The organism is Oligoflexus sp., from assembly GCF_035712445.1.
GTDB lineage: Bacteria > Bdellovibrionota_B > Oligoflexia > Oligoflexales > Oligoflexaceae > Oligoflexus.
Genome location: NZ_DASTAT010000018.1, coordinates 25,848 through 52,482 on the forward strand (window position 1 = coordinate 25,848; position 26,635 = coordinate 52,482).

Here is a 26,635-nt window from a genome sequence, read left to right on the forward strand (position 1 = left end):
GAACCCCTACTTCATAAGATGATCCACACCCGAGGAACGAATAGGATCGGCCTCTTCATCACGCCAAGGGAGGTCGGGCCACCACTTGATCATGGGCGGAAGATGAGGCGGGACGATGCTTTCACCGGGCTTTAAAACAGCCACATTCACAGCATTCCGCTCGGCGGCGGCCAGCACGCGTTCCATAGGTTCCGTCCAACCGTGGAAACCAAGACTGAAAAGTCCCCAGTGCACCGGCAGAAGAATTTTTCCGCGTACCAGCTGATGGGCGCGTATGGCCTGCTCCGGGCCAAGATGCACATCGGTCCAATGCCGATCGTAAGCGCCCACTTCAATCATGGTCAGATCAAAGGGTCCGAGGCGCTGGCCGATGTCCTTGAGTTCAGGAAAAAGTGCGGTATCCCCGCTGTAATAAACGCGGTGATGGGCTCCGCTCACGGCAAAGCCGCACCAAAGGGTTTTATCCTGATCCAAAGGACCGCGACCTGAAAAATGTCGGGCGGGTGTGGCTGTGATGGTCAGGCCGGATAGGACGAAGGTTTCCCACCAGTCCAATTCCACAATGCTGTGTGCGGGCACGCCCCAGCCTTCAAGGTGGCCGCCCAGGCCCAGAGGCACGACCCAATGGAGTTTGCGGCCTTTGAGCTTTTGGACCGTGGGATAATCGAGATGATCATAGTGGTCGTGGGAAATCAGGACGGCATCGAGGTCCGGCAGTTCCTCGATGGGAAGGGGAGACGGGTACCAGCGTTCCGGTCCCGCGAAGGAAAAGGGGGAAACCCTCTGACCCCAGACGGGATCCAAAAGGAGACGTTTGCCTTCGATCTCCACGATCATCGTGGAATGCCCGAGCCAGGTCGTTCGCAGGTCGGGGGAATTGTCGAAGTCGCTGCGTCTGCGAGCCTCTACGGGAATTCTTTCCTTGGGACGCGTGGGATTGGGGTTTCCAAAAAGGATCTGCCGCAAAAGAGAGATTCTGGAGGCCTGAGTGCGCTCGAGTGGATTGGTAAATTTTCCGTTCTGCCATTGAGGAGAACGCTCCATCCGGGCCCGACGTTTTTCTGCGAGATGCATCCGATGTCCTGTGAGGATTTGGAATAATGAAGCTGAAATTATAGCATAAATCTTTATGAGGTGTGCATGAAGGCAGCCGCGCCCCCAGCGCGGCTTGAGATTCAGCTGACAAGACGGAGCACAGGTTTTTTGATGCGGCGAACAGTCTGACGGCGGAACTTGTTGGACTGATGCAGCCCTTCGGCAATGCGCATCACGGCTGTGTTCGCAAGGGCTTTGAACCCATGAAGCCCAGCGCGTTTGGTGAGCGTCGGCAGCATACCCCGGCGATAGGCGATCAGAGCGCCGATCCCAATTCCAAGAACTGCAAGGCCAAGGATCATGGTGCCTTTGTGGGTGTCTGAACGCTCACGCCAGTGACCGGTTGGCCCGGAAATCTCCTGCATGGGGTGGTGAATGTTGCCCTCCCTGGCATCGGCCGGGGTTTTCGAAAAATGATCCTTCCGCACCTGACGGGCCATGATCCTTTGCGCAAATCCAGGGGCTACACGGCTCAGAAGCCCCATGCGGCGGCCTGATCCGCCCACATAAACCTCGCGCCGGGGGTGAACGGCAAGGTCTACGATTTGCTGGGCCACAGCCTCCACATCGTAGATGGGGCTCATGGGTTTAACAGCTTTTCCCATGTAATTGGCGGCATGCTGGAAGATCGGCGTGTCGATGGATGCCGGCAGCACCGTGCAAACATGAATGTCACGCGTATCCATGAGTTCCTGGCGCAGACTGTCCGAAAGCCCGATAATAGCCGCCTTGCTGATGGCATAGGCGCTGATATAGGGGGCTCCGGTCTTGCCGACCATGGATGAAATATTAATCATGACCCCGCGGCCGCGTTCCCGAAAATGCGGGAGCACAGCCCGAGCCCCATGAATATAGCCGAAGAGATTGGTTTCGATGACCTTGCGATAGTCATCCCAGGGCACTTCATCGAGACGTCCGAAGAGAGACACGGCGGCGTCGTTCACCCACACATCGATGCCACCAAAGGTTTCAATGGCCCTTTGTGCCAGCTGCTCGACAGCTTCACGCTCACTGACGTCGGTGGGAACAGCCATTGCGGTGGTTCCAAGGCTTTGACATTCATTGGCCACAGCCTGAAGCTGTTCTTCACCGCGGGCGGCAAGGACCAGACGTGCGCCTTTGCGGGCGAAATCCAGAGCCGCCGCGCGGCCTATTCCACTCGATGCTCCGGTGATAACGACAACAGAATCCTTGATAGATCGCTTCATAACAACCCTCCGTTGCTTTTGAATCGAAGACGTTTTTGATTCGTGACCGTCCCTTCGTGTGACGCAGGGCGGCCTGGATTCTGCTATCAGATTTCGTGCCAGTGTGAGGGAAAGCGTATATAAAAAAAATCTCCGCAAAGGCCATCGCATTCAAAGAGCGATGCCTCTGCGAAGATCTGGGCGTTTACCGGGTTATCGCCACTCGGCAAAAAGTTCAGCAAATTTAAATGTATCCAGGCCCGAAACCACGCGATCGGCAGCCGCGAGAACCTTGGGATCCCCGACCCCCAGGGCCTGCATACCGGCCACTTTAATAGCGACCACACCGGCCTCGGCGTCTTCAACGCCCAGGCATTCCTCGGGCCGGACTCCAAGAGGAGCCGCCGCCAGAAGGAAAATATCCGGTGCGGGTTTGCCCCGAGCCACCAGTGCAGGATTGGCGATCGAATCAAAGTAGCCCGGGATACCGAGAGCTTCGAGTATCGCCGGCGCATTTTTGCTCGCCGAAGCCAAAGAGATTTTTACACCGAGGGTCTTCAGTTCATCGAGGCGTTCCAGGGCTCCCGGCAGAAGATCCTTGCGGGTCATCGAGGCCGTGAGTTCCTTGTAATGCTCGTTTTTTTCAAACGCCAGCCGCTCTTTTTCGGCCAGAGGCAGCTGCACCTTGCCATGCTCAAGGATGAGGTCCAGCGATGACATGCGATCGATGCCCTTCAGCGTTTCATTGAAGGCTTCATCAATCGTAATGCCAAGGCCGCTCGCCATCTCTTTCCAGGCCAGGTAATGAAAGCGGGCGGTGTCGGTCAGCACGCCGTCCAGATCAAAAATCACGGCCGCGAAGCGTGATCTCATGCCTCAGCCCTCCGGGTTGGCGCCAGCACAGCCTGCGACGGACTCAGCGGGAAGGTTTTGCTGCCGACTCTCACAATCATGGGATCACCTGAGAGTTGCTTCAGCACGAATTCGCCGGACGTTACCGTGATGCTGAGCGGGCGATTCTGATAGTTGATTTTGAAGCTGTAGCCGCTCCATTGCTGGGGCAGATAAGGATCGAAAGCCAGCTGATTGCCTTCAAAGCGCAGACCCGCGAAGCCCTGCACGATCGCAAGCCAGCTGCCGACCATGCTCGTGATATGGCAGCCGTCTTCAGTATCGTGGTTATAGTTGTCAAGATCGAGACGTGCGGTTCGGAGATAAAGCTCATAGGCTTTCTCCTCATAACCGGCAAGGCTGGCGACGATCGAATAGACCGAAGGCGAGAGCGAGGACTCATGAACCGTGCGGGGTTCATAGAAATCAAAGCTGCGGCGCAGCTCGGCGCGGTCGACCAGTTTCGGGAAGAAGTAGAAGGCCTGGATGGTGTCAGCCTGCTTGATATAAGGCGAACGCAGAATGTGATCCCACGACCAGTTCTTATGCAAAGGATAATCACCGGGCTGCAGATCGGCGACCAGTTTCTGTTCCTTGTCGAGGTAACCATCCTGCTGCAGATAGATGCGGCGCTCCTCATCCCGCGGCAGGTACATCTTCTGCTGGATATTCAGCCACTGCAGCTCTTCCTGCCGGGTCAGCTGCGTGCGATCCTGAAGATCTTTGAACAGATCTTTTTTGGTGCGCTCCAGACGGTCGAGTTCCTGCAGCGTATAGGAAAGGGTCCATTGCGCCAGCATATTGGTGTAATAGTTGTTGTTGACGTTGTTTTCGTATTCGTTCGGCCCGGTCACGCCAAGGATCACGAACTTCTGCTTGGGTTCGGAATAGGACACGCGCGAAGCCCAGAAGCGGCTCAGCTCGATCAGGACCTCGATACCCATGGAATCAAGGTATTCCGTGTCGCCTGTGTATTCGGTGTAATGATAGATCGCATAGGCGATGGCGCCGTTGCGGTGAATCTCTTCAAAGGTGATTTCCCATTCGTTGTGGCATTCGCGCCCGTCGATGGTCACCATGGGATAAAGAGCGCCTTTGAGCTGCAGCTTGCGAGCATTCTCCTTGGCCCGTTCCAGATGGTTATAGCGATAGACGAGAAGATTCCGCGCCACTTCCTTGTTCGTATAAAGATAGAAGGGGAAGCAGAAGGCTTCCGTATCCCAGTAGGTGCAGCCGCCGTATTTTTCGCCGGTGAAACCTTTGGGACCGATATTCAGACGGCTGTCGCGGCCAGCATAGGTTTGCTGCAGTTGGAAAATATTGTAGCGAATGCCCTGCTGCGCTTTCACATCACCTTCAATGATGACGTCGGCTTCCGCCCATTTTTGATCCCATACGGCCACATGATTCGAAAAGAGGGGATTAAAGCCAAGTTCTTTCGCCTGAAGGACTTTCCTGCAGGCGAGGTCGATCAGGTCGCCGGCTTCATGATCGCGTGAGGTGAGCACGGCCACGAATTTTTCGAGGGCCATGGTCTCATTTTCAGCAAGGCCCACCGCGTAAGCTGCTTCGGCGCGATGGGGCTGCGAACAGGATTGAGGCAAAAGATCGTGCTCATCATTGCGATGCAAAAAGCGGCAGCTCATGGCCGTCGCGACTTCGAAGTGGGTTTTCTTCGAAATGCTCTTCAGATAAAGCGCATCCTCTTTGGCTCCATGACCCGCGGCGTCCCAGAATTTTTCACCGTAGTTCGAATCGAGGTTACGCACATCACCATCCAGGTACGGCGTGACGACGATCGACAGAGGACCCGACAAGGCTTTGATTTCACAGCGAACAGCGCCCAGCTCGACATCGGCCATGCTCAGGAAACGCTGGAAAGAAACGGCCACTTTCTTGCCGCAGGGACTGGTCCAGACGTAGGACCGGCTCAAAAGACCCTGTTTCATATCGAGTTCGGCCCGATAATCAGTCACCTGGCCGTGGGCTGGATCAAGGCGTTCACCGTCTATACAGACATGCATGCCGACCCAGTTCGTCGAGTTGATGACTTTAGCAAAAAATTCGGGATACCCATTCTTCCACCAGCCGACTTTGGTGGGATCGGGATAATAAACACCTGCGATGTACGATCCTTGGAAGGTATCTCCGGAATAATCCTCTTCGAAAAATCCCCGCAGTCCCATGTGCTCATTGCCAAGACTGAAGATACTTTCCGAGAAGCGCTTATGATCGGGGCGCAATTCGTTTTCTACGATTTTCCACGGATGGGCTTCAAAAAAATCAAACATAAGCTACCTCATTATCTCAATACGAGAGCGGCTGGATTATAGGCCCGGCCCTTTGCAAAGGAAAGCTACAGTTTAGTTGTGTTCACTGAGAATTTACGTGCGGGAAAGGCTTCTGCTCAGGGCTCTTGCTCCCTGAGCGACGCCCTGTCAGCGTGATACTGACGGATAGCAATCGAACTCATTCTCAATATTCCCCATAAGACTGACCGTGGTAATGACTCCAGCTTTTCAGCAAAGCGGACGAGAGTTATGGAAAGCCCATCGAGAACCTCCTGATAGGAGCATGTTTATGATCATATACAAATCCATGGCTCTTGGAGCCGCTCTTTTTTTGACAGCTGCCTCGCCCAGCTATGGCGCTGGACTTTATGTGTGCAATGAAACTGAGGATACTTTGAGTGTCGCGTACGCGGGATTCGAAAGTAATATCTGGGTGTCTCATGGCTGGTATGATGTCGGTTCCTATGCCTGCACGCAGCTGACGAGCAATTTCACGAATACACGCTACTATGTTTATGCTTCGGGAAGTTCAGGCAAGGAGTGGGGCGCCAATCACTATTTCTGCGTGAATCAGAATGCGGGCTTTAACATTCCCTATGCGGACAATACAGCAGCCTGCACGAATCGGGCTTTTTTCTCGGTATGGGTGCCTGATATGCTGAGCGGTCAGTTCCCCGATCATTATACGGTCGTGATTGGACCGCAGCTGACCGGTTCCCATAATAACGCTTTGAATCATCCCAGGGCGGAGAGGTGAGAGGCTGAGTTTCAGGGCACCAGGCTGAGAACCTGGTGCCTTCGCTGCTTACTCGACGAAATCGGGAACGTCTTTCCAAAAAACGGTCAGCTGATCCGGGCGAGCGCCCGAGACGGTATAATAGTAGTCCTGTCCTTCATTCCACTTCACGACTTTGCCGGTCGTGGTGTCGACCTTCACCGCTTTAAATTCGAACTGCGTTCCAGCTGGAACTTCGACCGTCAGGGTCGAGGTCAGGCCATCAGCGGATTCCGTGGGCACAGGAGCCAAAGCGGGATTCCAGGCACCCAGGGCCGCAGGTGCTCCCGCGACCAGCACGCGCTGGCCTTCAGGCAGGCGGCCGTGACGAATGTCAAAGGTCAGGCTCACGAGCTGACCGGCTTGAGGACGCCAGGCGTCCTGGGTACTGCGATTCAGCCAGACCGATACCGAACCGGGATTCACACGGAAGGTGGCATAGCCGCCGTCATCAATGGTGACCGCGTCCTTGATGCCGCCGGTGACATCGATCCAGGTTTCTCCACGATTCTCCGTGCCCACATACATGCGTTTGCTGCCGCCGCCGCGATCGGTCACGAGAACCGCAAGGCCGGAACCAGGATGGGCGTTATCGCCTGCACGGGTCCAACCGATGAGGTCCGGATCATCGAAGTAATCATACTGAGCGCCATAGGCCGCTGTTTTACGGGCGCGCAGGATCGGATCGAGTTTATCCCGCATGGGTTTGATCTTGTCCTGCGGCTGACCATAGTAGTCACCGTAGAAAACGGTTGGATAACCATCGGCCCGGGTCAAAATCAAAGCATAGGCAGCAGGCCGGAACCAGGACAGCACAGGGCGCGCCGAGTCGCGACCATACTGGGTGTCGTGATTGTCAACGAAGGTGTTGGCGAGGCCAGGATGCTTTTGAATCAGCGTTCCGTTGAGAATGGTGCGCAGATCAAAGTTGCCGTTCGAATCCGAGGCTTTCTGGAAGTTATAGTAAAGAGGGAAATCAAAGAGCGAAACCGTGTAGCCGGTCTTGGCCAAAAAGTTGTCGAGCTTATTGATATCACCGCTCAGGAACTCACCGACGGCATAAAGGTTACGTCCCGACGCGGCTCTTTGATAGCCGACCCAGTCCTGGATGAATTTATATTTGATGTGTTTCACGGCATCCAGGCGAAAACCATCCAGCTGCAGCTCGGTGGTTAGCCAGCGGCCCCAGGTCTGCATTTCGCGGGTGACTTCGGGGTGATCATAATCAAGGTTGGCGCCCATGAGATAATCATAGTTGCCGTTTTCCGTATCCACTTCCCAGTTCCAGCTGTGACCATCGAGTTTGCAGATATTGCCGGTGTAACCCGGAACGCTGCAGCCCACAGCGTTGAAGTGGTTGCCGTTGAATGTGAAGGTCGAATATTTACCGCCACGCGCCGCATAGTCAAAGCGTGTGTATAGGTTGAGGTCCATGGCCCCGCTGTTCGCGTTATTGCGATTGCTTTCCTGGGACAGGGAGGCTCGCACGCGCTCTGTCTTGTCAGCGCCAAGCAGATGGTTCATCACAATATCAGCATAGATCTGAAGGCCATTGGCTTTCATTTGCCGCACAGCATTCAAGAGTTCGGTCCGGGTTCCGTACTTGGTCCGCACGGCGCCCTTCTGCTTGAATTCGCCAAGGTCATAGGGATCATAGATTCCGTAACCGACGTCCCAGATCTTGCCATCGCCTTTACTCGGCGGTGGAATCCAGACCGCGCTGATGCCAAGGTCTGTAAGGTGGCGAGCATCATTGGCGAGGTTATTCCAATGCTCACCGCCGGCATGCGTATTCCATTCAAAATACTGCATCATGGTGCCGTTGTCGGCGGCCTGCAGTCCGGATGCGGAAAGAATGGCAACCGCCGCCACCCATGCTTTTACGGAAATGAATTTCTGGATCATCGGCGCGTCCCCCATTGTGGGCTTCTTCCTGGAAGCCATTGCTTGCGCTTCACTCATGGGTACAACAGCTGCTCGCTGGCGACAAGGATTTGGAATTTCACATCATTTTAAGCCTGAAAGCGACCTGCAGCTTTGGTATCGAAATCGACTATACCTCTGGAAATGTTGATATTATTGATTTTGGCGGAGAAGGCAGGCACACCGAAAGGTTAGAAATCCGGTAAGTTTCCTACAGGACGTTCACGGGATTCAGATCGCTTCTTCGTGGTGAACCATTTCCTGAACTTGCGGTGACCGGAGGCCGGTCACCGCCCCTGTGTTCAGCCCTGCTTGGGTTTGGCTACTGTGCACTTGGGGCCCACGAACGTATATTCGTTTTTCATTCGGGTCGTCGGACTTTCCGCTGCATGGCGCATGGCGGCATCCATCATCTTTTTCTGATGGGGCGACATGCTTTTGGGATCGGCCGCGTCGGGCTTCATCTTCAGGAGTTTGATCTCCTGCTCGATGGTATAGGCCGTCTCGCTCTGCCGATTGAAAACAAGGCTCCCCTCGGCATCCTGGCTGTAGACTTCCACGGCTGTGGCTCCGGTCGGGGAACGGCGGCCCTTGCATTGGATATCGTAGGCGAGGCGTTTGGCGGTCTCGGACTTGATCGTCAGCTCGCATTCCATGCCGTTGGCACTGGCGGCTTTCTTAAAATCATTCACCCAATTTTTCTTATCTTGAGTTTCTATGCACTCCAGAGTACCGCTGTCCTTGGCTTTCGCGCCACCGTCAAGCTCCTTGACCCTCCATTCCCCGGTTTTGGGCATTGGAAAGCTGTCAGCGGCATGGGCAGCGACCGACGCGAGGCCAAGACCTATCAGAAATACGAAGCGGGTATGAAGCATATCGGAATCTTCCTGCTATGAAGGTTAAGTAAAGAATCTAGCGCAGTTTCGCCCTTTCATAAACTCTGAAACGAAATCTTTAATGGTCCTGCATAGGATGAGTGCCCCCAGTGGCTTAACAGAATGTTTAGAAAACACCGCGATTCCTGCCGAAGCGTGCTCAGAATATCGAGGCAAACCACAACATTCTTAGGAACCACTGCAATGCTTGGCTATAAAATTTCAAAATTAAAAACGGCCGATGACATGAATTTATACAGTGACCTTTACGTGAATAACGGGGGAGACCAGGCCATCCCCCTTGACTGGATGCAGAGATCCAAAGTTTTCGCGATTTATAGCGGCCAGCAGATGGTCGGTGGTTACGTCGAATGCTGCCCGCCTATCCGTTCAACCAAGGACATCCCCGATGAGCTGCGCCAGGCGCTTCTGGAAAAGCACTGCGGTGACCTGAGCAATGTCCAGGAAAATGCTGCGTTCTGGATCAAGCGGGGCACAAAGGACAAGGTCCTTCTGCAGGCCTTTGTGTGGGCCACCATCGTCTGGCGCTCGGTGTTCTGCACCAGCTGCCATTACACGCTGGGCGTGGCGAATCGCAAGGGCATCAGCGATCTTTATAAATTCTTCTGCGGACGGGTCATCTATAAGGCGCCGAGCAAGTTGATTCCAGGCGAGACCTATCATGTCTTTCTTTGGAGCAAGACGCAGCTGCTTACGGTTGGGGGCAAGATTATGGTGCGCCTTGTGCGATCCAAGCTCAGCCGCCTGAAGCTCAGTCTGAGCCCGCATCATCCCTCTTCCAAATAACCATAAGCCCTAAGGAGTGCCGTGATGAGCCATCAATTGACCGTTGCCCTGCTTTATTCCATGATAGGTCTGGTTTCGCTCCTGATGTATGATGCGAAGAAGATCCAGGTGTCCGGTGAAGCGAACCGGCCTGCCATGAGTTCTGTGTCCACCTTCCGTTATGTCTACAGGATCTCGCAGCTCACCTTTCTCTATGCTTTGGTGCTGTTCTTTATGGGCCGGCACGAGCTGACGTTCTCACTCTTCCATAACCTTGCGACCCTTTATATGGGCGCCTGGATTTCGGTGGTCGGCATCCTTCTTTTCATCGGTGCCAAGAGCACTCTGGGCCAGAACTATAGCCACTGCAGTCAGATGTATGTGCCGAAGGATATTGTCATGGATGGCATCTATGGTCACATTCGGCATCCGATCTATACCGCGAACCTGATCATCATTTTGGGGCTTTTTGTCGCGACAGGGGATGTCTTTGTGCTGGCTCTCTGGGGCACGATGCTCGGCTACTATCACCGCTCGGCACGTTTGGAAGAGCGAGGCCTTCGCGCAGCGTTCCCGACCTATACGCATTATATGGAGCGCACCGGCCGCTTTCTGCCTAAGCCGCTTCAACTCCTGAAGTCCTTGAACTCCATAAGGGAAGGATGATGGTGACTCTGGTGCCGTGCTTATCCAGGGATTTATCCGGCGTTTCACTTTCGATCCGCAGCTGACCCCCGAATTTATCCACGTAGGCTTTGGCGAGAGGCATGCCAAAGCCTGTACCTTTCTCGCCTGCGGTTCCTGTTCGGGTTGTAGGCTTGCTCGGATTGAAAAGGCCGCCCAGGATTTCAGGCGGAATGCCGACTCCGTAATCCCGCACCGCGATTTCCACGTTGCCTTCATTCCGGTCGATAAAGATATCAACCTTGCCGCCCAAAGGCGAGAATTTGATGGCGTTGCTCAGGATGTTCACCAGGACCTGGTGGGTCAAAGACAGCCCTTCCGCGACGCACAGGATATCACGGGTCTTGGAATAATGAACATTGATTGCCACGCTTTTGGCCTCCGCCTTGGCTTCGACCATGAGGATGGCGCCGTCGATGGCCTCATTCACCGAGCAGGGCTCGATCTTCACCGTTTTTTTGCCGGAACGCACCGCTTCAAACTCCCGGACATGCACAATCAGATGATCAATGGCGAGACAGGCATTATGAATGCGGGAGAGACGCTTCATGGAAACCTGATCCAGATGGGCCTCCTGCTCAGTAAGATAGCTTTCATTCCCCATGATGACGCAAAGAGGATTGGCAATGTCATGAACCAGGATCCTGAGCAGGTTGTCCTTATCCTTCAGCGTGGCTTCGATCTGCTCGGACTGCTTGCGGATGGCTTCGGCCTGGATTTTGATCAGGTAGTCCTTTTCCAAGGACTGCTGAAAGACCTTGCGGAAAAAAAGGGAAAGAGCGAAGCCCGTCGCATGCCCCAGGAACAGGGGAATGAGCGAGGAGCGCCACTCGCCCTGCATCGCAAAGCAGACGGTGAGACCCAGTCCATAGATCAGGGTAAACGAGTTATGAACCGCATAAAAACGGTAAAGAAAGATGTGCGTGGCGAGGATGGAAGTCAGGCAACCCGTGGTGACAGCCAGGCGATATTGGTTGTCCATGGAAAAAAGGAAGTAGAGATAAAGAACATTGATGGTTAAGGTGCTGGTGAAGAGAAGAGTATTCAAAAGGAGCGTGGGGCGACGGACTTTGCGTGCCACGGTCATGAGCAGCGTGAGATCCATCAGAAAGATGATGATCACCAAAAAGCGCGCATTGACGACCCGCCAGGCTTCGTCTATGGGAAAAGAGACAAAATCCGTGGGAATGGTCAGAAGCATCAGGGCAATACAGATGAAATTCGCATACTTGGTATAAAGAGCAAGATGAGCTTCCTGCCACCTTATATGCAGAAACTTATTGGAACGCAGGTTGTCTTTTCCTTCTGTCATGCCTTCGCTATCGGAAGAATGGGACCGTTCCTCAAGAAAGATTAGACGCGGGTCAGCCTCCCTGCCGCAAGCTCGACGCTGGCCTTGACCTGAAAAGAGTGATTGCAGATCCTTGACCAGGTTCTAGAATAAGGTCGAGGAGGGGACGCATGTGAAGGATCCCAATCTGATTCGCAAGGAAACGCTGGCTATTACCGATGTCCTTCCCCATGTCATCTTCACTCCGAAGGAACTGAGTGCCACGAGTTTTCCCGAGGCCCTGGTGATGATTGCGGGTGATCCCATCAACATGACCTCTTTGAAACTGCAGACCTTCCGCGAAAATGGCGTCCGCTGCCGTATCTGCGGCTGCAAAGGCAGCTACTTCGCCAAGGAAAAGTATCCGGCCGAGCCCTACTATCACCTGAATCTTTACGCGCTGAAGGATGGGCGTGAGGTGCTCATGACCAAGGATCACATCCTGCCCATCACCAAAGGCGGTCGTGATCGGCTGAATAATTTTCAGACGCTCTGCATTGAATGCAATCGTAAGAAGGCCAGTAAAACGCCGGAGAAAGTTAAAAAGAAGAAGCTGAAATAATCAGGCGACCTCTTTAAGGGCCACCACCGGAACTTCGATATGAAAGCAGGCGCCCTGAAGCTTGCGGGGATGCTGCACGCGAATGCTTCCCCCATGAGCCGTGATGATCTTTTGACAAATGGACAGCCCAAGGCCGGTCCCGACGCCCACGGCCTTGGTTGTGAAAAAGGGCGTGAAGATCTTTTCCATCTTGTCCGGGGAAATGCCAGGACCGTCATCCTCGATTTCAATCGTGACCATGTTTTCCCCGAGCGCAGCACGCACCAGAAGATGCGGCTCAGTGCGATGCGCATCCCTTTCCAGGCCCTTCTCCATAAGGGCATCGGCCGCGTTGCTCAGAAGGTTGGTGATCACCTGACCAAGTTGGGAGCGGCGGCACTCCAGCGTCAGGTCTTCCGGGCATTCGATATCCACCCGCAAAGGTTTCAGCTTCGAACGCAGTATGGTGAGGCATTCATCAATCAAAGGGCGCAGCTGAACGAGCGAGGGTTGGGAGTCCACCCGCGTTTGATTGCGAATCGCGCTCTGGATGGCTTCGATGCGATCCACCGCTGTGCTGATGTCATCAAGTGACGACCGGGTTTGGGTCAGATCGCTGGCAAAAGTCGTTCTTACCGAGACCACCTCCGGATCATCACCTTCCAAAAGCGCATTCAGGCGCTCCTCAATCGTGGTCACGTTCTTCAAGGCTTCAGTCTTGGAATTGATAATAAGCTGAGTGGGATTCGCAATATCATGAGCCACCCCCGCCACAAGCTGGCCCATGGTCGACATCTTATCAGCCTGGATAAGCTGCTCGGTGGCCTGGCGGATCTCCTGACCCAGGGCGGCTTTTTGCTTTTCCAGTTCTTCGCGGCGGTCGATCTCGACCTGCAGGCGGGAATAGCCATCAATCAAAGCCCGGTTGGCGTCATCCCGTTCCTGCTGAAGGAGGTTCACGCGATCTCCGAGAGCGAGGGACAGAAGAACCACTTCGATCGACGAGCAGATGAGCATCCCGTGGTCGACGAGGAAGTGCGAAGGCAGCAGCGTGAGATGCTTCAGGCCATAGATGAAGTTCCCGAGAACGAGGATACTCCAACCCACAGTAAAATATCGGGCAGGCCGGTATCCATGCCGCAGGCTGATGAGCCCGATGCCGACCATCACCAGCGAATTGACGACGGAAACCAGGAAGGTTCCCACCCAGGCCACGATATAGTAGGGCATCACGAAGCTGAGGCAAAGAAAGACGACATGAACCCAGGTTATGGCCCTTGCAGCCCTGGCCGTGCGGGGCAGTCGGGCGTCGAGTTCGTGAAAGTGCAGCGCGAATAGGAAGGCGAAGACAAAACCCATGCAGCTCCAAACCCAGAGCATCTTATCATTCAGGCCTGGATTATTGGGGAAGAGGAACTGGAAGACCACCCCATGAAGGCTCGCCTGAAACAGCAGGTGAAGCGCAAGGTATCCCACATAGAAGAGATAGCCTCGCATGCGCAGCGAAAGATAGAGGAAGGCGTTATAAAGAATCATGACCAGATTCAGGCCGTAGTAGAGGCCGAGCACAAGGCTTTCGCGGGCCGCCATGTCCCCGAAGTCTGATTCACTGTGAATACGCATCTGCAGCTGCATCGCACTTTCGGACTTCACGCGGAAGACGAGATAGGCTTTTGCGGAAACTGGCAGATCGAGTTTGAAGTTGATCGTCCGATAGGGTCGATAGCGCTGCGAGAAGGGGACATGATCCCCGCTTGTGAAGGGCTGCTGAACCGTTTTATCCGAAATAACGTGCAGTGTGACCTCATCCAAAAGCGGATAGGTGATATTCAGAATGAAGCGATGATGATCGCTTTGATTTTCAATCGGCACGACGAAGTAAACCGGATGATGCATGTAGCCGAGGTTAGGCGCGTTATTGCGGGATGACTTGTATTCACCCCGGGCAATCGACTCGCTGAATTCCTCAAGGCTCATGTTGCCCTTTTGATCTTCGACCCAAACGATCCGGGGCCCCAGGTCAGTGGCCTCACCCGTCAGGGGCACTGCGGTCAGAGTATTCAAACTCAGCAGCATTTCGGCCAGCATCACGCCACCTCCCGCAGAGTCGCGACAGGCTTTTCCTGACCGAAATTCAGCGATATGGAGAGCGAGGCTTCGTTTTGGACGCAAAGGATCAGCGACTCATAGGGCCTCAGGATCTGATTCAAAAAGGGCAGAATATGCTCGACGATGTGCTTCGCTTGATCCCGATTCGCATAATTCAAGGCCATCATGAGCGAAGGTTTGCCACTTCCGCTCGTGGTCAGTTCAACCGTGAAGTTTTCCGTAAGGCTCGTGACACTGATCCAGTTGCGGAAGATCAGTTCGATCACCATCGGGATCGCAAAGCGATTGGTGTAAACTTCCAGCGGCGTCAGCTGACCTTTGATATGAAAACGGGCAGCAGCGGCTTTGCCGGCGGTTTCCATGATCCTTTGCTGCGCCAGCTCCAAAAGCTCCAGGATGTTCAGGCGGTCCAGCTGATACCCATCGACGCCGCTGAGTTGCCGAATCGCGATCACTGACGAGGCGGAGCGTCTGATGCCATCCTCGATGAAGCTCATGGATTCCTTCATGAGCTGAAATCGCTGGTTGATATGACCGCGGGCCATTTCATAAAGATCCGGCTGGTTGCGGGGGTGCCACTCTTCAATGATATGGTTCATATCCTTGTGAAGATCCGCCATCTCCCTATCGAGGTTGGCCTGATTGGTCGAGATATAATTCAAAGGATTGTTCAGCCGATGGGCCATGTCCGAGACAAGATAGACCCTGGTTTTCAGGGACAGGCTGAGTTCGGCCTCGGCCTCGGCACGCGCCTGGTCCGCCTCGCGCGCCAACTGCTGCAGGCGATTGAAGCGATCCGCCAGACCAAAGGATAAAAGCGCAATCTGCGTGATGTTGCCGATCATGAAGGCATTGTGAGTCAGGGCATTGTAGGGTAGCCAGCCGAGCTGTTTGGAAAGATAGATGACACAGCCGACGAGCATCGCGCCCCAGGCGAGGAGATAGAATTTCCCTTCATGCGTACGATCCACGAAGGTCGCGAAGGCACCCACCGCAAGAAGACCGATCGCGGTGGATAACGTCAGGCTCGCCATGATACGAACAGACAAGGCATAGGGTACAAAAAGGGAAAGGAAAAAGCCAAGGGCCGATAGCCCCGCCATGCCCTGCAGAAAGCGATCAAGTCCCGGGCGATTGTGAAAGCCGAGGAACGAGCGGGTGAACTGATACACAAAGTAATCGAGGATATAGGAGAAGTGCCCAATGATGAGGTTGCTTCCCGTTTCCGGCCAAAGATAGACCTGGCCAAAACCATTCAGAGCCACCTGCAGGGCCAGAAAAAGGCTCATGAAGGCCACATAATGAAAGTAGGCGCGGCTGCGGGTTTTCAGGCAAATGAAGGCGTTATAGATGATCATGATAGTGACGGCGCCGACGTAGCCGAAGAGCGTGGAAAAGTCTCCAAGCATCCGATCGTGATAGGTGTTTTCCTGAAGAAGAGTCATCGGTACCTGCACGGACGATGACGAGCGAACGCGGATCGTGATCTGATAGTGGCCCGGTTCATGCGGAAACTCAAGAGCCGGTTTGATCGCATTTTTCAGGCGTTTCGTGCCGCCCTGGTGATCACCAAGCACATGATGCGCAACCAGTTTGCCTTCGCGTTCGATGTAGATATCAAGCTCATCCAGCAGGGGGTAGCCAACTTCCAGGATATAGGTCAGTTCATTTCTTTTGATCAGTTCTGTTCGGAGCCAGAGGGTCAGATCCGTCCAGCCGAAATTGGGGGAACCGCTCGTTATCAGAGGAAAGTGAAGAAGGCGCGCCTCTTGAAAGTTCAATGTCGGCTGTTTTTCCGTCAGATAGTGGGAATCCTGGCCCAGGCTTACCGATTCCTGATGGCTGAGCTCCAAGGGAGCGGCCCGCATCGTTAGGGACGGCAGGAGGCAAAGCATCAGAAGGAGTCCATGGACCCAGATGGACAGTCGGAAATGAAGGGGCCGTACTAGCACGAGTATACCCCGACCTCTTTGATTTCCGGGAAATCGCGGACACCCACCTCGTTATGAAGCGTGGCCTTCTTAAAATTGGAAGGGAACTCCAAAAGGCCGCTGGTACAGATGGCCATCACACGCTTGAAATCCCCGAGGCTTTGTCGACCCTGTTCCGAGGTCAAGGTCACCTTGCTCAGCTCCTGCAGTCTGGCTGCGAGATTGGCGATATCCCCGATGACAGCGAGTTCGGAACGATTGATGCTTCCGATCATGCCGAGGACGACGTCACCCGAGGCGAGGCCGAAGGACAGTTTCAGTTTATCAAAGGGAGCCGGCAGACCTTCGAGGATGGCCCGCGAACGTTCCGCCATGCTTTCGGTGGCCGCCAAAGCTGTATTCAGCATGGATTCCCCGGAGAGCCCGAAAACCGCCATGAGCCCATCCCCCAGGTGCTTGTCGACCACGCCTCCAAACTTATAGACCACCTCATGCAGGGCGCAGATGATCTTATCCAGGACCTCGATCAATTTTTCCGGCTGAACCGTGCGGGAGAGAGCGGTGAAACCACGAATGTCGGCGAAGACCACCGCCAGCGGCACCCGCTTGGGCGCAAATTCCTCGGTTTCCACTGTTCCTTTGGGAGTATTCGGCGAAAGGCTATGGACGGTCTTATTGAGTTCCGCGTTTTTTTCCAGCAGCTGTTTGACGAGCGTCACGAGCCGGGCGTTTTCGCGGTGGACTTCGAAGTGTTTGATGGCTTCATGAACGGTGCGGAGCAGCTGATCGGGGAAGATGGGTTTGGTCATGTAGCGGAAGATGGAGGCTTCATTGACCGCCGAGATCACGTTGTCCAAGGCCGCATAGCCTGTGAGCATGATGCGCGGTGCGGGATGCGTTCGTTTGTGAAGCTCCCGCAGAAATTCCACGCCACTCATCTCGGGCATGATCTGGTCGCTGATGACGACGGAGAATTGACCTTCATTCCCGCCCTTGTCCACCATTTTGAGAGCATCCACGGCGGATTGAAAGGTCAACACATTGTACTGGTCTCGCAGCTGACGCGATAGACCATCAAGATTCGGAAGCTCATCATCCACGATCAGGATTCGATGGAGGCCTTCGTCTTTTCTTTGCTCGTCACCAGCATGGACGCCGGCAGCAGCCTTCAGGTTTAGCTTCATGAGAGACTCCAATGGTCAGGGCTTTACCGTCGGCAGAGTGTGAATATTCTTAATCTTTGGAAATCTGAGAAAAAGCGCAGAGTTTAAGAGGTAATTGGGAGGCTGGATAGGCGGGATATTCTTCCTGCAATTCAAAGGCCTTGAGCTGCAAGAGCAGGGCAGCGTTATAGGTAGTTCAATGCAAAAGTCGATCGGTGTAATGGGCTATGGTCTCGACCAGTGTCTTGGGGAGATCAGCTTTGTGATGTGATCGTTCCATGGAGTCGGAACTTTATTTCGCTTAGCCGCAGTGCCTCTTTTTGGCTTTCCAAATGCCGGCCGCGGCTTTGGGTCATAGGGCGTGCCACCTGCGAGGCAAGCGATCGTGGATAAGACTCCAGGCCCCAAACCTCCGTAGAAGGCGCTCATGAAGACAGGCAGAATCAGCAGGATAAGAGGCGCCTCGTTTCCGAGATGGACGCCAAGCGTGGAGTGCAGGAAGATGAAGATCGCCGAGCACAAAACGGCAAAGAGATGCACATGGCTTTTTTCCGCTTGCAACGGCATCGAATGGTCCTCCCCCCCATAGTCCCTCGCCTATGTCCAGGCAGGACCTGGCAGGAATCAGAAGCATTCCAGGGAAGTCTTGCGGGATCCGATCTATCCTGCTTTGGCCTGGATCCTATTGGAGTCTATTGCTTTATTCCTTTGAATACCCTAGGACTGAGAAGCCTGAATGAAGCATCTTTGAGGAGTTGATCGGATGGAACTCGTGGCAAGTGGCCTTCATGCTCTCGGAGATATTTCCTGGGGTTCGCATTTCTGTCATTTCTATTTCGATCAGGCGGATCTTGTGGATACTCTCGTCCCCTATTTCAAAGCCGGACTTGAAAATAGAGAGCAGTGCCTTTGGGTCACGTCCAAGCCGCTTTTGGCTCATGAGGCGCGAACCCTTTTAAAAAAGGCTGTTCCCCGTTTGGACGAATTCGAAGAGAACGGGCAGATTGAAATCATCAATCATCACGACTGGTATCTACGGCATGGAAAGAATGATGCCGACGTCATCCTGCAGAGCTGGGTGGATTATCAGTTTCGTGCTCTGGAAAAAGGCTATAAGGGATTGCGCCTGACGGGCAATACCTACTGGCTGGAAAAAGACGATTGGGCGGCTTTTACAGAGTATGAATCCAAGGTGAACGAAACCTTTTCGCGGCATCGCATCGTTGGACTTTGCAGCTATTGCCTGAATAACTCGGGATCCAAGGAAGTTTTCGACGTGGTGCGGAATCACGATTTCGCTCTTTTGCGTCAGGGCGGGCAGTGGGAACTTTTGGAATCGGTGAAGGCGCGCTCGGAAAACGGCAGCCTTCAAACCCTGAATCGGGAATTGAAGTCGAGCCTGAAGCAGGCGCAGAAGGCTGCGGAATCCGCCAGTCGATTGAAAACGGAATTTCTTGCCAACATGTCTCATGAAATCCGTACGCCCTTGGGCGCCATCCTTGGCTTCACCGATCTTTTGAAAGAGGATGATCTTTCCACCCCGGATAGAAAAGAGTTTATCGAAGTCATTCAAAGGAACGGCACCGCCCTGTCGCGCCTGGTTGATGATATTCTGGACATTGCCAAAGTCGAAGCCGACATGCTGAAGATCGAAAAGTTAAGCTTTTCCCCCGTGGAACTGCTGGAAGAAGTCATTGCGGTGTTCACGCCGTCAATCCGCATGAAGCCCGTGACCCTCCGCACGGATTTTTCACCGAAGCTGCCGCTTACCGTCCAATCGGATCCCACGCGGCTCCGGCAGATATTGATCAATCTCGTGGGCAATGCTGTGAAATTCACCGAAAGGGGGACGATCTCGATTCAGGCGGAATTCACGGCGAAACCGCAGCCGAAAATCGTCTTCCGTATTCAGGACCAGGGCATAGGGATTCACAGGGATCATCAGCAGTCGCTCTTTCAGCCCTTCAATCAGGCGGACGGTTCGATGACAAGGCGATTCGGAGGCACCGGCCTTGGCCTTTACCTTTCGCGACGACTGGCCCAGGCCTTGGGTGGCGATGTGATTCTCGAAAAATCAGCGCCCGGTGAAGGTTCCGTGTTCATGGTCACGATCGGGGTTGATGCCGTTGAGATGACGGAAGGTTCGTCAGCAGGGGAAAGGGCGGCCGATCCCCAGCGTGAACTGGAAGGTTATCGCCTTCTGATCGCCGAAGATTTGGCTGACAATCGTCTGCTGATCAAACACATGCTGCGCGGCACAGGTGCTCAATTCACCTTTGCCAAGGATGGGCACGAAGCCGTGACCATGGCCAGCGAAAATGAATTCGACCTGGTTCTCATGGATCTGCAGATGCCGACCATGGATGGATATTCCGCCGTCGAAATCCTGCGAAAGGGTGGCTTCCGAAAACCCGTTATCGCCTTGAGCGCCCACGCAATGCTTGAAGACCGTATCAAATCAGGGCTTGCCGGTTTCGATGGCCATATTCCCAAGCCGATCCACCGCGAAGACCTGCTGAAAACTTTGAAGCAATTCAAAATGAGGTAGATTTCGTCATTCCGAAAAAATCCCGCCTGAATCGCGAGGTTCAGGCTTTTTTTATGTCTTTTTCAAGGTGTTCGAGGATTTTTCAACTTGTCCATTGAAATTCCTTTGTTTGATCAAACAACAGAAAAGTTGGAAATACATTGTTAAGAATCTAAACAAAGTTAGTAGAAAGGACGAGCAGGATGCTAATGTCATACTGTCGAAAAATGCCGACAGCTTCCATGTATTTCATGGCAGCGATGGTTTTGGTGAATGCTTCCCCCATCATGATGCCCGCCGCCCATGCCGCCGTTCCCGGACCGAATTACGGCGAAGTCTTACAAAAATCCCTTTATTTCTATGAAGCGCAGATGGCTGGACCCTTGCCGGAAGGCTATCGGGTGCCGTGGCGCGGACCTGCAGGATTGAATGACGGCGCCGCAGAAGGCGTGGATCTGACCGGCGGATTCTTTGATGCTGGCGATCATGTGAAGTTTGGTCTGCCTATGACCTATACAACGACAGTTCTCGCCTGGAGTCTTCTGGTTTCAGAAAAGAGCTATGAAAGCCTCGATCAGGATTATTATGCGAAAAGAAACCTGCGCTACGTCGCTGACTGGATCATGAAAGCGCACAGCGCCCCCTATGAATTCTGGGGGCAGGTGGGTAACGGCGGGATCGACCATGCGTACTGGGGCCCACCGGAAGTCATGCAGATGGCACGTCCGGCTTACAAAATAGACCGCTCCTGTCCTGGCAGTGACCTGGCCGGTGAAGCGGCCGCGGCCCTGGCGGCAACGTCCATGGTCTTTGCCAAGGATGATCCCGCCTATGCGCAAAGAGCTTTGAAAGAGGCCCAGGAACTCTATGACTTTGCGGATAATTACCGCGGTGTTTATAGTGATTGCATCAAGGATGCCGGTTCCTATTACCGCTCATGGAGCGGCTATCAGGATGAACTCGTTTGGGGAGCCGCCTGGCTTTATCAGGCGACCGGCGACGCCTCCTATTTGAAAAAAGCTGAAGTGGCCTATGAGGGTATTAAAAGTATTGATAACCCGGGCAGGCCTTATAAATGGACACTCTCTTGGGATGATAAAAGCTACGGGGCTTATGTCCTGATGGCGAAACTGACCAAAAATCCCAAGTATGAAGAGGACGCGGAACGCTGGCTGGATTACTGGACGGAAGGTCATCAGGGTCAGCGCATCACCTATAGCCCAGGCGGGCTCGCGTGGCTCGATAGCTGGGGTTCCCTGCGCTATGCATCGAACACAGCGTTCATGGCTTTGCTGTATGCCGATTACCTTTGGCAGAATAATCGCAAAAGCGACAAGGCTTGGGTCTACCACAAGTTCGGGAAAAAGCAGATTGATTACGCGCTCGGCGATAACCCCTCGGGTCGCAGTTATGTCGTCGGCTACGGCGTGAATCCTCCGCAGAATCCGCATCACCGCGCGGCGCATGGTTCGTGGACCAACAGTCTGCAGGCCCCGGCGAAAACCAGGCACCTTCTGTATGGAGCCCTGGTCGGTGGACCGGATCGCAACGATAGCTATTCCGATGCCCGGGATCAGTATGTCTTCACCGAAGTCGCGACCGATTATAATGCGGCGTTCACCGGAGCCCTGGCCTTCCTGATCAAGGATTACGGCGGAAGCATCGATCCTCAGTTCCCCGCGCAGCAGAACAAGACCGAGGAATACTCGATTGAAACCAAGGTGAATTCCCGCGGGAATGATTACCTTGAAATCGCCGCACGGATCGAGAACAAAACAGCCTTTCCCCCACGTCAGCCGGAAAAACTGCGGATGCGCTATATCATCGACCTTTCCGAGATTCCTGCGAACCTCCGGGATCCTGGCCAGGTGAAGATCACCACAGCCTATTCCCAGGCCACCTCGGTTTCGGGTCTGAAAGTCTATGACGCCACGCGCGCCCTTTATTTCATCGAAGTCGATTTCTCGGGGCAGAAGATTATTCCAGCCGGACAGTCCGAGTGCCGTCGCGAGGTGCAGTTCCGCTTCAACTATCCGCAGAGCTGGGCGCCTTATTGGAATGAAAAAAATGATCCATCCTTTGCTCAGACCAGCAGCGACTGGGCGAGCAATGCGAACCTTCCGATCCAGGAGTAAGCCGGGATAGGAAAAGGAGCGGCGGGGGCTGATGACCTCGCCGTTCTTTTTTTGTCTGGAAATTGACTGGCGCCTCCAGAGTCGCGCGTGTAGCTTTTGCCCAGAGGTGAGCACGCCGAACTAGAAGGAGTGTGTATGCGTTACAAACTACTGGGCCAGACTGGTCTTTATGTTTCTGAACTCTGTCTCGGCACGATGACTTTTGGCGGCGCGGGACATTGGGAGCGGATGGGTAAACTGCAGCTTGAGGATGCCGCGGCTCAGCTGAAAAAGGCCTTTGATGCCGGTGTTAATTTTATAGATACCGCCAATGTCTATTCCATGGGTATCAGCGAAACGATCACAGGTCAGGCCATTCGCAATCTGGGACTGCCGCGGGATCAGCTGGTGATTGCAACCAAGGCGACAGGCATTATGAACGAATTGCCGAACGGCCGTGGGCAATCACGCTATCACCTGATGAATGAAATCGACGCCAGCTTGAAAAGGATGCAGCTCGATCACATCGATCTTTATCAGCTGCACGGTTTTGATCCTCTGACGCCGCTCGAGGAGGCGCTGTCCACTCTCAATGATCTGGTGCGTTCGGGCAAGGTTCGCTACATCGGTCTTTCCAATATGGCTGCCTGGCAAATCATGAAGGCGCTGGCGATTTCGGATCAAAGGGGTTGGGCGCGTTTTCAAACTGTTCAGGCTTACTACACGATCGCCGGCCGTGATCTGGAGCGTGAAGTGATTCCGCTGGTTCAGGATCAGAAACTCGGTGTGATGGTCTGGAGTCCCTTGGCCGGCGGACTTTTGAGCGGAAAATACAAGGCCGATGGACAGGGGCCCGAGGGCGCGCGGCGTACCTCCTTTGATTTCCCCATAGTCGATAAAGCACGGGCTTTTCGCTGCGTCGACGTCATGCGCCCGATCGCTGAAAGGCATCAGGCGTCGGTGGCTCAGGTCGCCATTGCCTGGCTGCTTCATCAGCCCGTGGTCAGCACCGTGATCATCGGAGCGCGGACCATGCCGCAGCTTGAGGATAATTTAAGTGCCACCCGTCTGCGATTCACAGACGAGGATCTCAAGGCTTTGAATGAAGTGAGCCAATTGCCGCCGGAGTATCCCGGATGGATGATCGCCTTTCAGGGTCAGTACCGCGCAAGCGCGCCGATCAAGGAATAGCTGAGCGCCGTCTCCAGCTTGAAATTCGCCATTCCTCAACTTGCTCTTGTGCTCGCAGCCTGCTAAACCTTGGGAAAATTATGCGTTGCACAAGGGAGTTGAAGAATGCGAACAGCATACCGCTGGTTTATGCGCTGTGTTTCCGGCATCGCACTCTGGGCCGGCCTGGCCCAGGCTGCAGAAAGTCCCCGTTTGCCACTGAGTACCGCCGGGCGCTATGTCGTCGATAGTCAGGGCGCCCGCTTCAAACTGCGTTCCGCCAACTGGTACGGTTTTCACCTCGACAGCCAGGTGCTCAAGGGCCTCGATCGTCAGCCCCTGGCGTCGATGATCGGGCTTTACAAGGCCTGGGGATTCAATTCAGTTCGTCTGCCTTTTTCCAATCAGATGCTGCATGAGACAAGGCCCGTGCCGGATGAAGCCGTGGCGGCCAACCCTCAGTTTCGTGGGCAAAATCCCCTGCAGATCATGGATGCGGTGGTACAGGCCTTTACCGATAACGGTATCGCTGTGATTCTGAATAATCATTCCACAAGTTCGGAATGGTGCTGCAATTTTGATAGCAACGGCCTTTGGCACAATGAAGGAGCCGGCACGTATAGCCAATCCTCAGAGCAGTGGGTTCAGGACTGGCTGATGCTGGCCGCACGCTATAAAAATAACAAGTGGGTGGTCGGTGCCGATCTCCGCAATGAAGTGCGCACAGGGAAGTGGCGCAATACAGTGATCCCCGTCTTTCCCAACTGGGGCAAAGGCGATGGCAATGACTGGGCTTTAGCGGCAGCGGATGCCGGCAATCGTATTTTGGCCGTCAATCCCGATCTTTTGATCATAGTCGAAGGCATCAACTGGACCGGCACGATTCCCCTTTTGGGATCTGGCGAGCGCCCGCATCTTCAGCCTGTTCAGGGGCGCCCTGTGAATCTGATCGTTCCCCATAAGCTTGTCTATGCCGCGCACAATTATTCCTTCACAGGTCCGAATCATACAGGTGATGACAAGACCTCGCCGGGCAAAACCCGTTACGGGCAAATGGATGCACAAACGCTGCGGGACACTCTGGATCGTGAATTCGGTTACGTGCTGAATGCGGATCAGTATTTTACCGCCCCGGTCTGGGTCAGTGAATTCGGAGCCTCGGCGAATGAAGGCGATCCGGCGACGCGCGCCTGGTTTTCGGAACTCGTGCGGTACATGATTGATAAGGATCTCGATTTTGCTTACTGGCCCTTCAATCATGAAGGCTATGGCCTTGTCAGCGAGGACTACGCCCGGAATTTGACCGATGATTGGCGTTATGCGGAACTTTCGCGCTTGATCGCATCCGAGGGCGCGCAGCCGAGCCTTCCTGTGAATCGCTTGAGCCGCCTGGCTGTGAGCGATCGCGATGAAAACCTTGCAGGGGCGGGTGACTGGCTGCCTTATACGCGCAAGGGTTCATGTCCCAGCGGGGAAAGGATCGTGGGCCTGAGTCAGGATCATCGACTGCTCTGCTCGCATGAAAAACCGCAGGATCCTTCCATGACAGCTGCGCAGTATCATGTCGAAGCCTGGCAGGAAACCGGCGCGCGCCCGCATGGAATTTCCGATTGGGCCCCTGGTTCCACCAAGTTCGAATGCCCATTGAATTATTTTGCCGTGGGCTATGCTCAGGATAAAGGCAAGGCGAGTGGACTCCTCTGTGCCAGTGCCAATCGGGATTTGAGCACAAGCTGTCGTACAGTGGATTTCAGCCAGGGTGATCAGCGGCTCAGTGGACGTGGGGGAGATTGGGCTGATTACTCCCATAAAGGTCAGTGCGGGGATCAGGACTACCTGGCTGGCTATGCGCACAAGGGCGGCAAGGTTCAGGCCCTCCTCTGCTGCGCCCTTTAAATTGTGACGATCAAGGGGCCTCGTGCGCGCAGGCTCCTTTTTTTACCTTGAAAAAAAGCCCCAACTCGCCTCATATAGGATTCCCGGTTTGCCCTGTGTCACTATACCTTGGGTTAAAGTCAATGAGCGGTTCCGATAAGTGTTTGCAAGGCCAAAGTCCGGACGGACAGGACTTTATTCGTTATTTCCGATCCTATTCTTTCATTTCCCACCAGAGATCCATGCTGGAGGATCACAAGCGGACCACCGCCTACTATCGTGCCATCGTCGACAATCGCCGACAGTTTGAAGGCAAAGTCGTGCTCGATGTGGGAACCGGATCCGGGATTCTGGCCATGTTTGCCGCCCGGGCCGGGGCGCGCAAGGTCTATGCTGTGGAAGCGACATCCATGGCGGAGCATGCCCGGAATCTTGTCAAAGCCAATCAGCTCGATAACATCGTGACTGTGATTCAGGGCACGATGGAGACGGTCGAACTTCCCGAAAAAGTCGATATTATCGTCAGCGAATGGATGGGTTACCTTCTTTTGCGCGAGACCATGCTCGACTCCGTGCTCGTCGCCCGCGATCGCTTTTTGAAGCCCGGCGGCGCCATGTACCCGTCTCATGCCCGGCTATTCTGGGCTCCGATCAAGGCTCAGGAAAGCGCCGAGCGCAAGGAATCCTTCGATCGCGTGATAGAACATTGGGAATGGTTCCTGCTCGATATGAAAAATCTCTATAACATCGACATGGATGTGCTAACGCACCCTTACATCGCGGAACAAAAGCAGAATTATCTGGGCGGTGGTGAGTGGGCCGATGTGCATCCTGATCAGGTGCTGGGTGAGCCCCTGGCATCGACCACGCTTGATCTGCATCGCATCACCATCGACGAACTCAAAGCCGGTGTGTCGGGTGAAGGTCAGATCACGCTTAAAGGGCATAACCCCATCGAAGCCATCTGTGGATGGTTTGATGTGTCTTTCCGCGGTTCGCCGGAAAATCCTGTCGATCATCCGATCGAACTGGATACCGCGCCGGATGCCGAAGGTGCCACGCATTGGGGTCAAACCGTGTTCATGCTCCAGCCGCCGCTGCATCCCCAAAAGGATGATAAACTTTTCGTGCGCTTTGCGGTGTTCCGTCGTGAAGACTATGAAAGGCTGCTGCGCGTTCAGCTGGAAACCCGCCTCATGCCATCCGGGGATGGGATGAAGAAGGAATTCGGTGTGGACTGAGTCGGCGCGGGGCGTTCATGCGCGCCCCGGATCGCGACCTCTTTGACCCTGACTTCCGGCTTCCCCTGCTTCTTTCTTGCCGCTCCTCTTACATTTCTGTAGGTCTCAGGTACACTCGATGTATCGG

Annotated in this window: 19 protein-coding genes; 9 read left to right on the plus strand and 10 right to left on the minus strand. The window is 54.3% G+C overall.

Annotated features, from left to right (window positions below; translation table 11 throughout):
- Positions 1-6: 6 nt before the first annotated feature.
- From VFO10_RS03230 to VFO10_RS03245, 4 genes are all read right to left on the minus strand, one after another.
- A complete protein-coding gene (locus VFO10_RS03230) occupies positions 7-1,074 on the minus strand; it encodes an MBL fold metallo-hydrolase (protein ID WP_325137241.1) in 1,068 nt (355 codons plus the stop codon).
- A 101-nt stretch (positions 1,075-1,175) separates the two neighbouring features.
- A complete protein-coding gene (locus tag VFO10_RS03235) occupies positions 1,176-2,303 on the minus strand; it encodes an SDR family oxidoreductase (RefSeq protein WP_325137242.1) in 1,128 nt (375 codons plus the stop codon).
- Between the two features lie 192 nt (positions 2,304-2,495).
- The gene (gene pgmB / locus VFO10_RS03240) at positions 2,496-3,155 is read right to left on the minus strand and encodes a beta-phosphoglucomutase (protein ID WP_325137243.1); all 660 of its coding nucleotides are present in this window, start codon (positions 3,153-3,155) and stop codon (positions 2,496-2,498) included.
- Positions 3,152-5,464: a family 65 glycosyl hydrolase domain-containing protein gene (locus tag VFO10_RS03245; protein ID WP_325137244.1), complete on the minus strand. Its 2,313-nt coding sequence runs from the start codon at positions 5,462-5,464 to the stop codon at positions 3,152-3,154. Before VFO10_RS03245 ends, pgmB begins: the two co-directional genes overlap by 4 nt.
- A gap of 289 nt (positions 5,465-5,753) precedes the next feature.
- On the opposite strand from VFO10_RS03245, the gene VFO10_RS03250 reads away from it, so the two are divergent.
- Positions 5,754-6,221, plus strand: coding sequence for a DUF1036 domain-containing protein (locus VFO10_RS03250; RefSeq protein WP_325137245.1), 468 nt, complete (start codon positions 5,754-5,756; stop codon positions 6,219-6,221).
- A gap of 48 nt (positions 6,222-6,269) precedes the next feature.
- On the opposite strand, the gene VFO10_RS03255 is transcribed toward VFO10_RS03250, so the two are convergent.
- A complete protein-coding gene (locus VFO10_RS03255; protein WP_325137246.1) occupies positions 6,270-8,144 on the minus strand; it encodes an alpha-amylase in 1,875 nt (624 codons plus the stop codon).
- A gap of 320 nt (positions 8,145-8,464) precedes the next feature.
- Positions 8,465-9,037 (minus strand): hypothetical protein, encoded by a 573-nt coding sequence (locus VFO10_RS03260; protein WP_325137247.1) that lies wholly within the window; start codon positions 9,035-9,037, stop codon positions 8,465-8,467.
- Positions 9,038-9,241: 204 nt separating this feature from the next.
- On the opposite strand from VFO10_RS03260, the gene VFO10_RS03265 reads away from it, so the two are divergent.
- Together VFO10_RS03265 and VFO10_RS03270 are read left to right on the plus strand one after the other, a co-directional pair.
- Positions 9,242-9,844, plus strand: a complete 603-nt coding sequence (locus VFO10_RS03265) for a hypothetical protein (RefSeq protein ID WP_325137248.1) — start codon at positions 9,242-9,244, stop codon at positions 9,842-9,844.
- Positions 9,845-9,868: 24 nt separating this feature from the next.
- A complete protein-coding gene (locus tag VFO10_RS03270) occupies positions 9,869-10,489 on the plus strand; it encodes an isoprenylcysteine carboxylmethyltransferase family protein (RefSeq protein WP_325137249.1) in 621 nt (206 codons plus the stop codon).
- Here VFO10_RS03270 and VFO10_RS03275 read toward each other — a convergent pair.
- A complete protein-coding gene (locus VFO10_RS03275; RefSeq protein WP_325137250.1) occupies positions 10,440-11,819 on the minus strand; it encodes a HAMP domain-containing sensor histidine kinase in 1,380 nt (459 codons plus the stop codon). The two genes, VFO10_RS03270 and VFO10_RS03275, sit on opposite strands and share 50 nt — an antisense overlap.
- Before the next feature lie 151 nt (positions 11,820-11,970).
- Between VFO10_RS03275 and VFO10_RS03280 the strand changes: the two genes are divergently transcribed.
- Entirely contained in the window at positions 11,971-12,399 is a 429-nt protein-coding gene (locus VFO10_RS03280; RefSeq protein ID WP_325137251.1) for an HNH endonuclease, read from the plus strand.
- On the opposite strand, the gene VFO10_RS03285 is transcribed toward VFO10_RS03280, so the two are convergent.
- From VFO10_RS03285 to VFO10_RS03295, 3 genes are read right to left on the minus strand one after another with little or no spacing between them, the layout of a single operon-like run.
- Entirely contained in the window at positions 12,400-14,466 is a 2,067-nt protein-coding gene (locus tag VFO10_RS03285) for a sensor histidine kinase (RefSeq protein ID WP_325137252.1), read from the minus strand.
- Positions 14,466-16,439, minus strand: coding sequence for a 7TM diverse intracellular signaling domain-containing protein (locus VFO10_RS03290; RefSeq protein WP_325137253.1), 1,974 nt, complete (start codon positions 16,437-16,439; stop codon positions 14,466-14,468). Before VFO10_RS03290 ends, VFO10_RS03285 begins: the two co-directional genes overlap by 1 nt.
- A complete protein-coding gene (locus VFO10_RS03295) occupies positions 16,433-17,602 on the minus strand; it encodes a response regulator (RefSeq protein WP_325137254.1) in 1,170 nt (389 codons plus the stop codon). Before VFO10_RS03295 ends, VFO10_RS03290 begins: the two co-directional genes overlap by 7 nt.
- A 742-nt stretch (positions 17,603-18,344) precedes the next feature.
- On the opposite strand from VFO10_RS03295, the gene VFO10_RS03300 reads away from it, so the two are divergent.
- The 5 genes from VFO10_RS03300 (at position 18,345) to VFO10_RS03320 (ending at position 26,508) form a co-directional block, all read left to right on the plus strand.
- Complete coding sequence (locus VFO10_RS03300; RefSeq protein WP_325137255.1) at positions 18,345-20,129, plus strand: MEDS domain-containing protein; 1,785 nt, start codon at positions 18,345-18,347, stop codon at positions 20,127-20,129.
- A 188-nt stretch (positions 20,130-20,317) separates the two neighbouring features.
- Positions 20,318-22,243, plus strand: a complete 1,926-nt coding sequence (locus tag VFO10_RS03305; protein ID WP_325137256.1) for a glycoside hydrolase family 9 protein — start codon at positions 20,318-20,320, stop codon at positions 22,241-22,243.
- A 135-nt stretch (positions 22,244-22,378) separates the two neighbouring features.
- A complete protein-coding gene (locus tag VFO10_RS03310) occupies positions 22,379-23,413 on the plus strand; it encodes an aldo/keto reductase (RefSeq protein ID WP_325137257.1) in 1,035 nt (344 codons plus the stop codon).
- 105 nt (positions 23,414-23,518) lie between these two features.
- On the plus strand, positions 23,519-25,288 hold the full coding sequence (locus VFO10_RS03315) for a glycoside hydrolase family 5 protein (protein WP_325137258.1): 1,770 nt from the start codon (positions 23,519-23,521) through the stop codon (positions 25,286-25,288).
- A 221-nt stretch (positions 25,289-25,509) separates the two neighbouring features.
- On the plus strand, positions 25,510-26,508 hold the full coding sequence (locus tag VFO10_RS03320) for a class I SAM-dependent methyltransferase (protein ID WP_325137259.1): 999 nt from the start codon (positions 25,510-25,512) through the stop codon (positions 26,506-26,508).
- Positions 26,509-26,635: the final 127 nt, after the last annotated feature.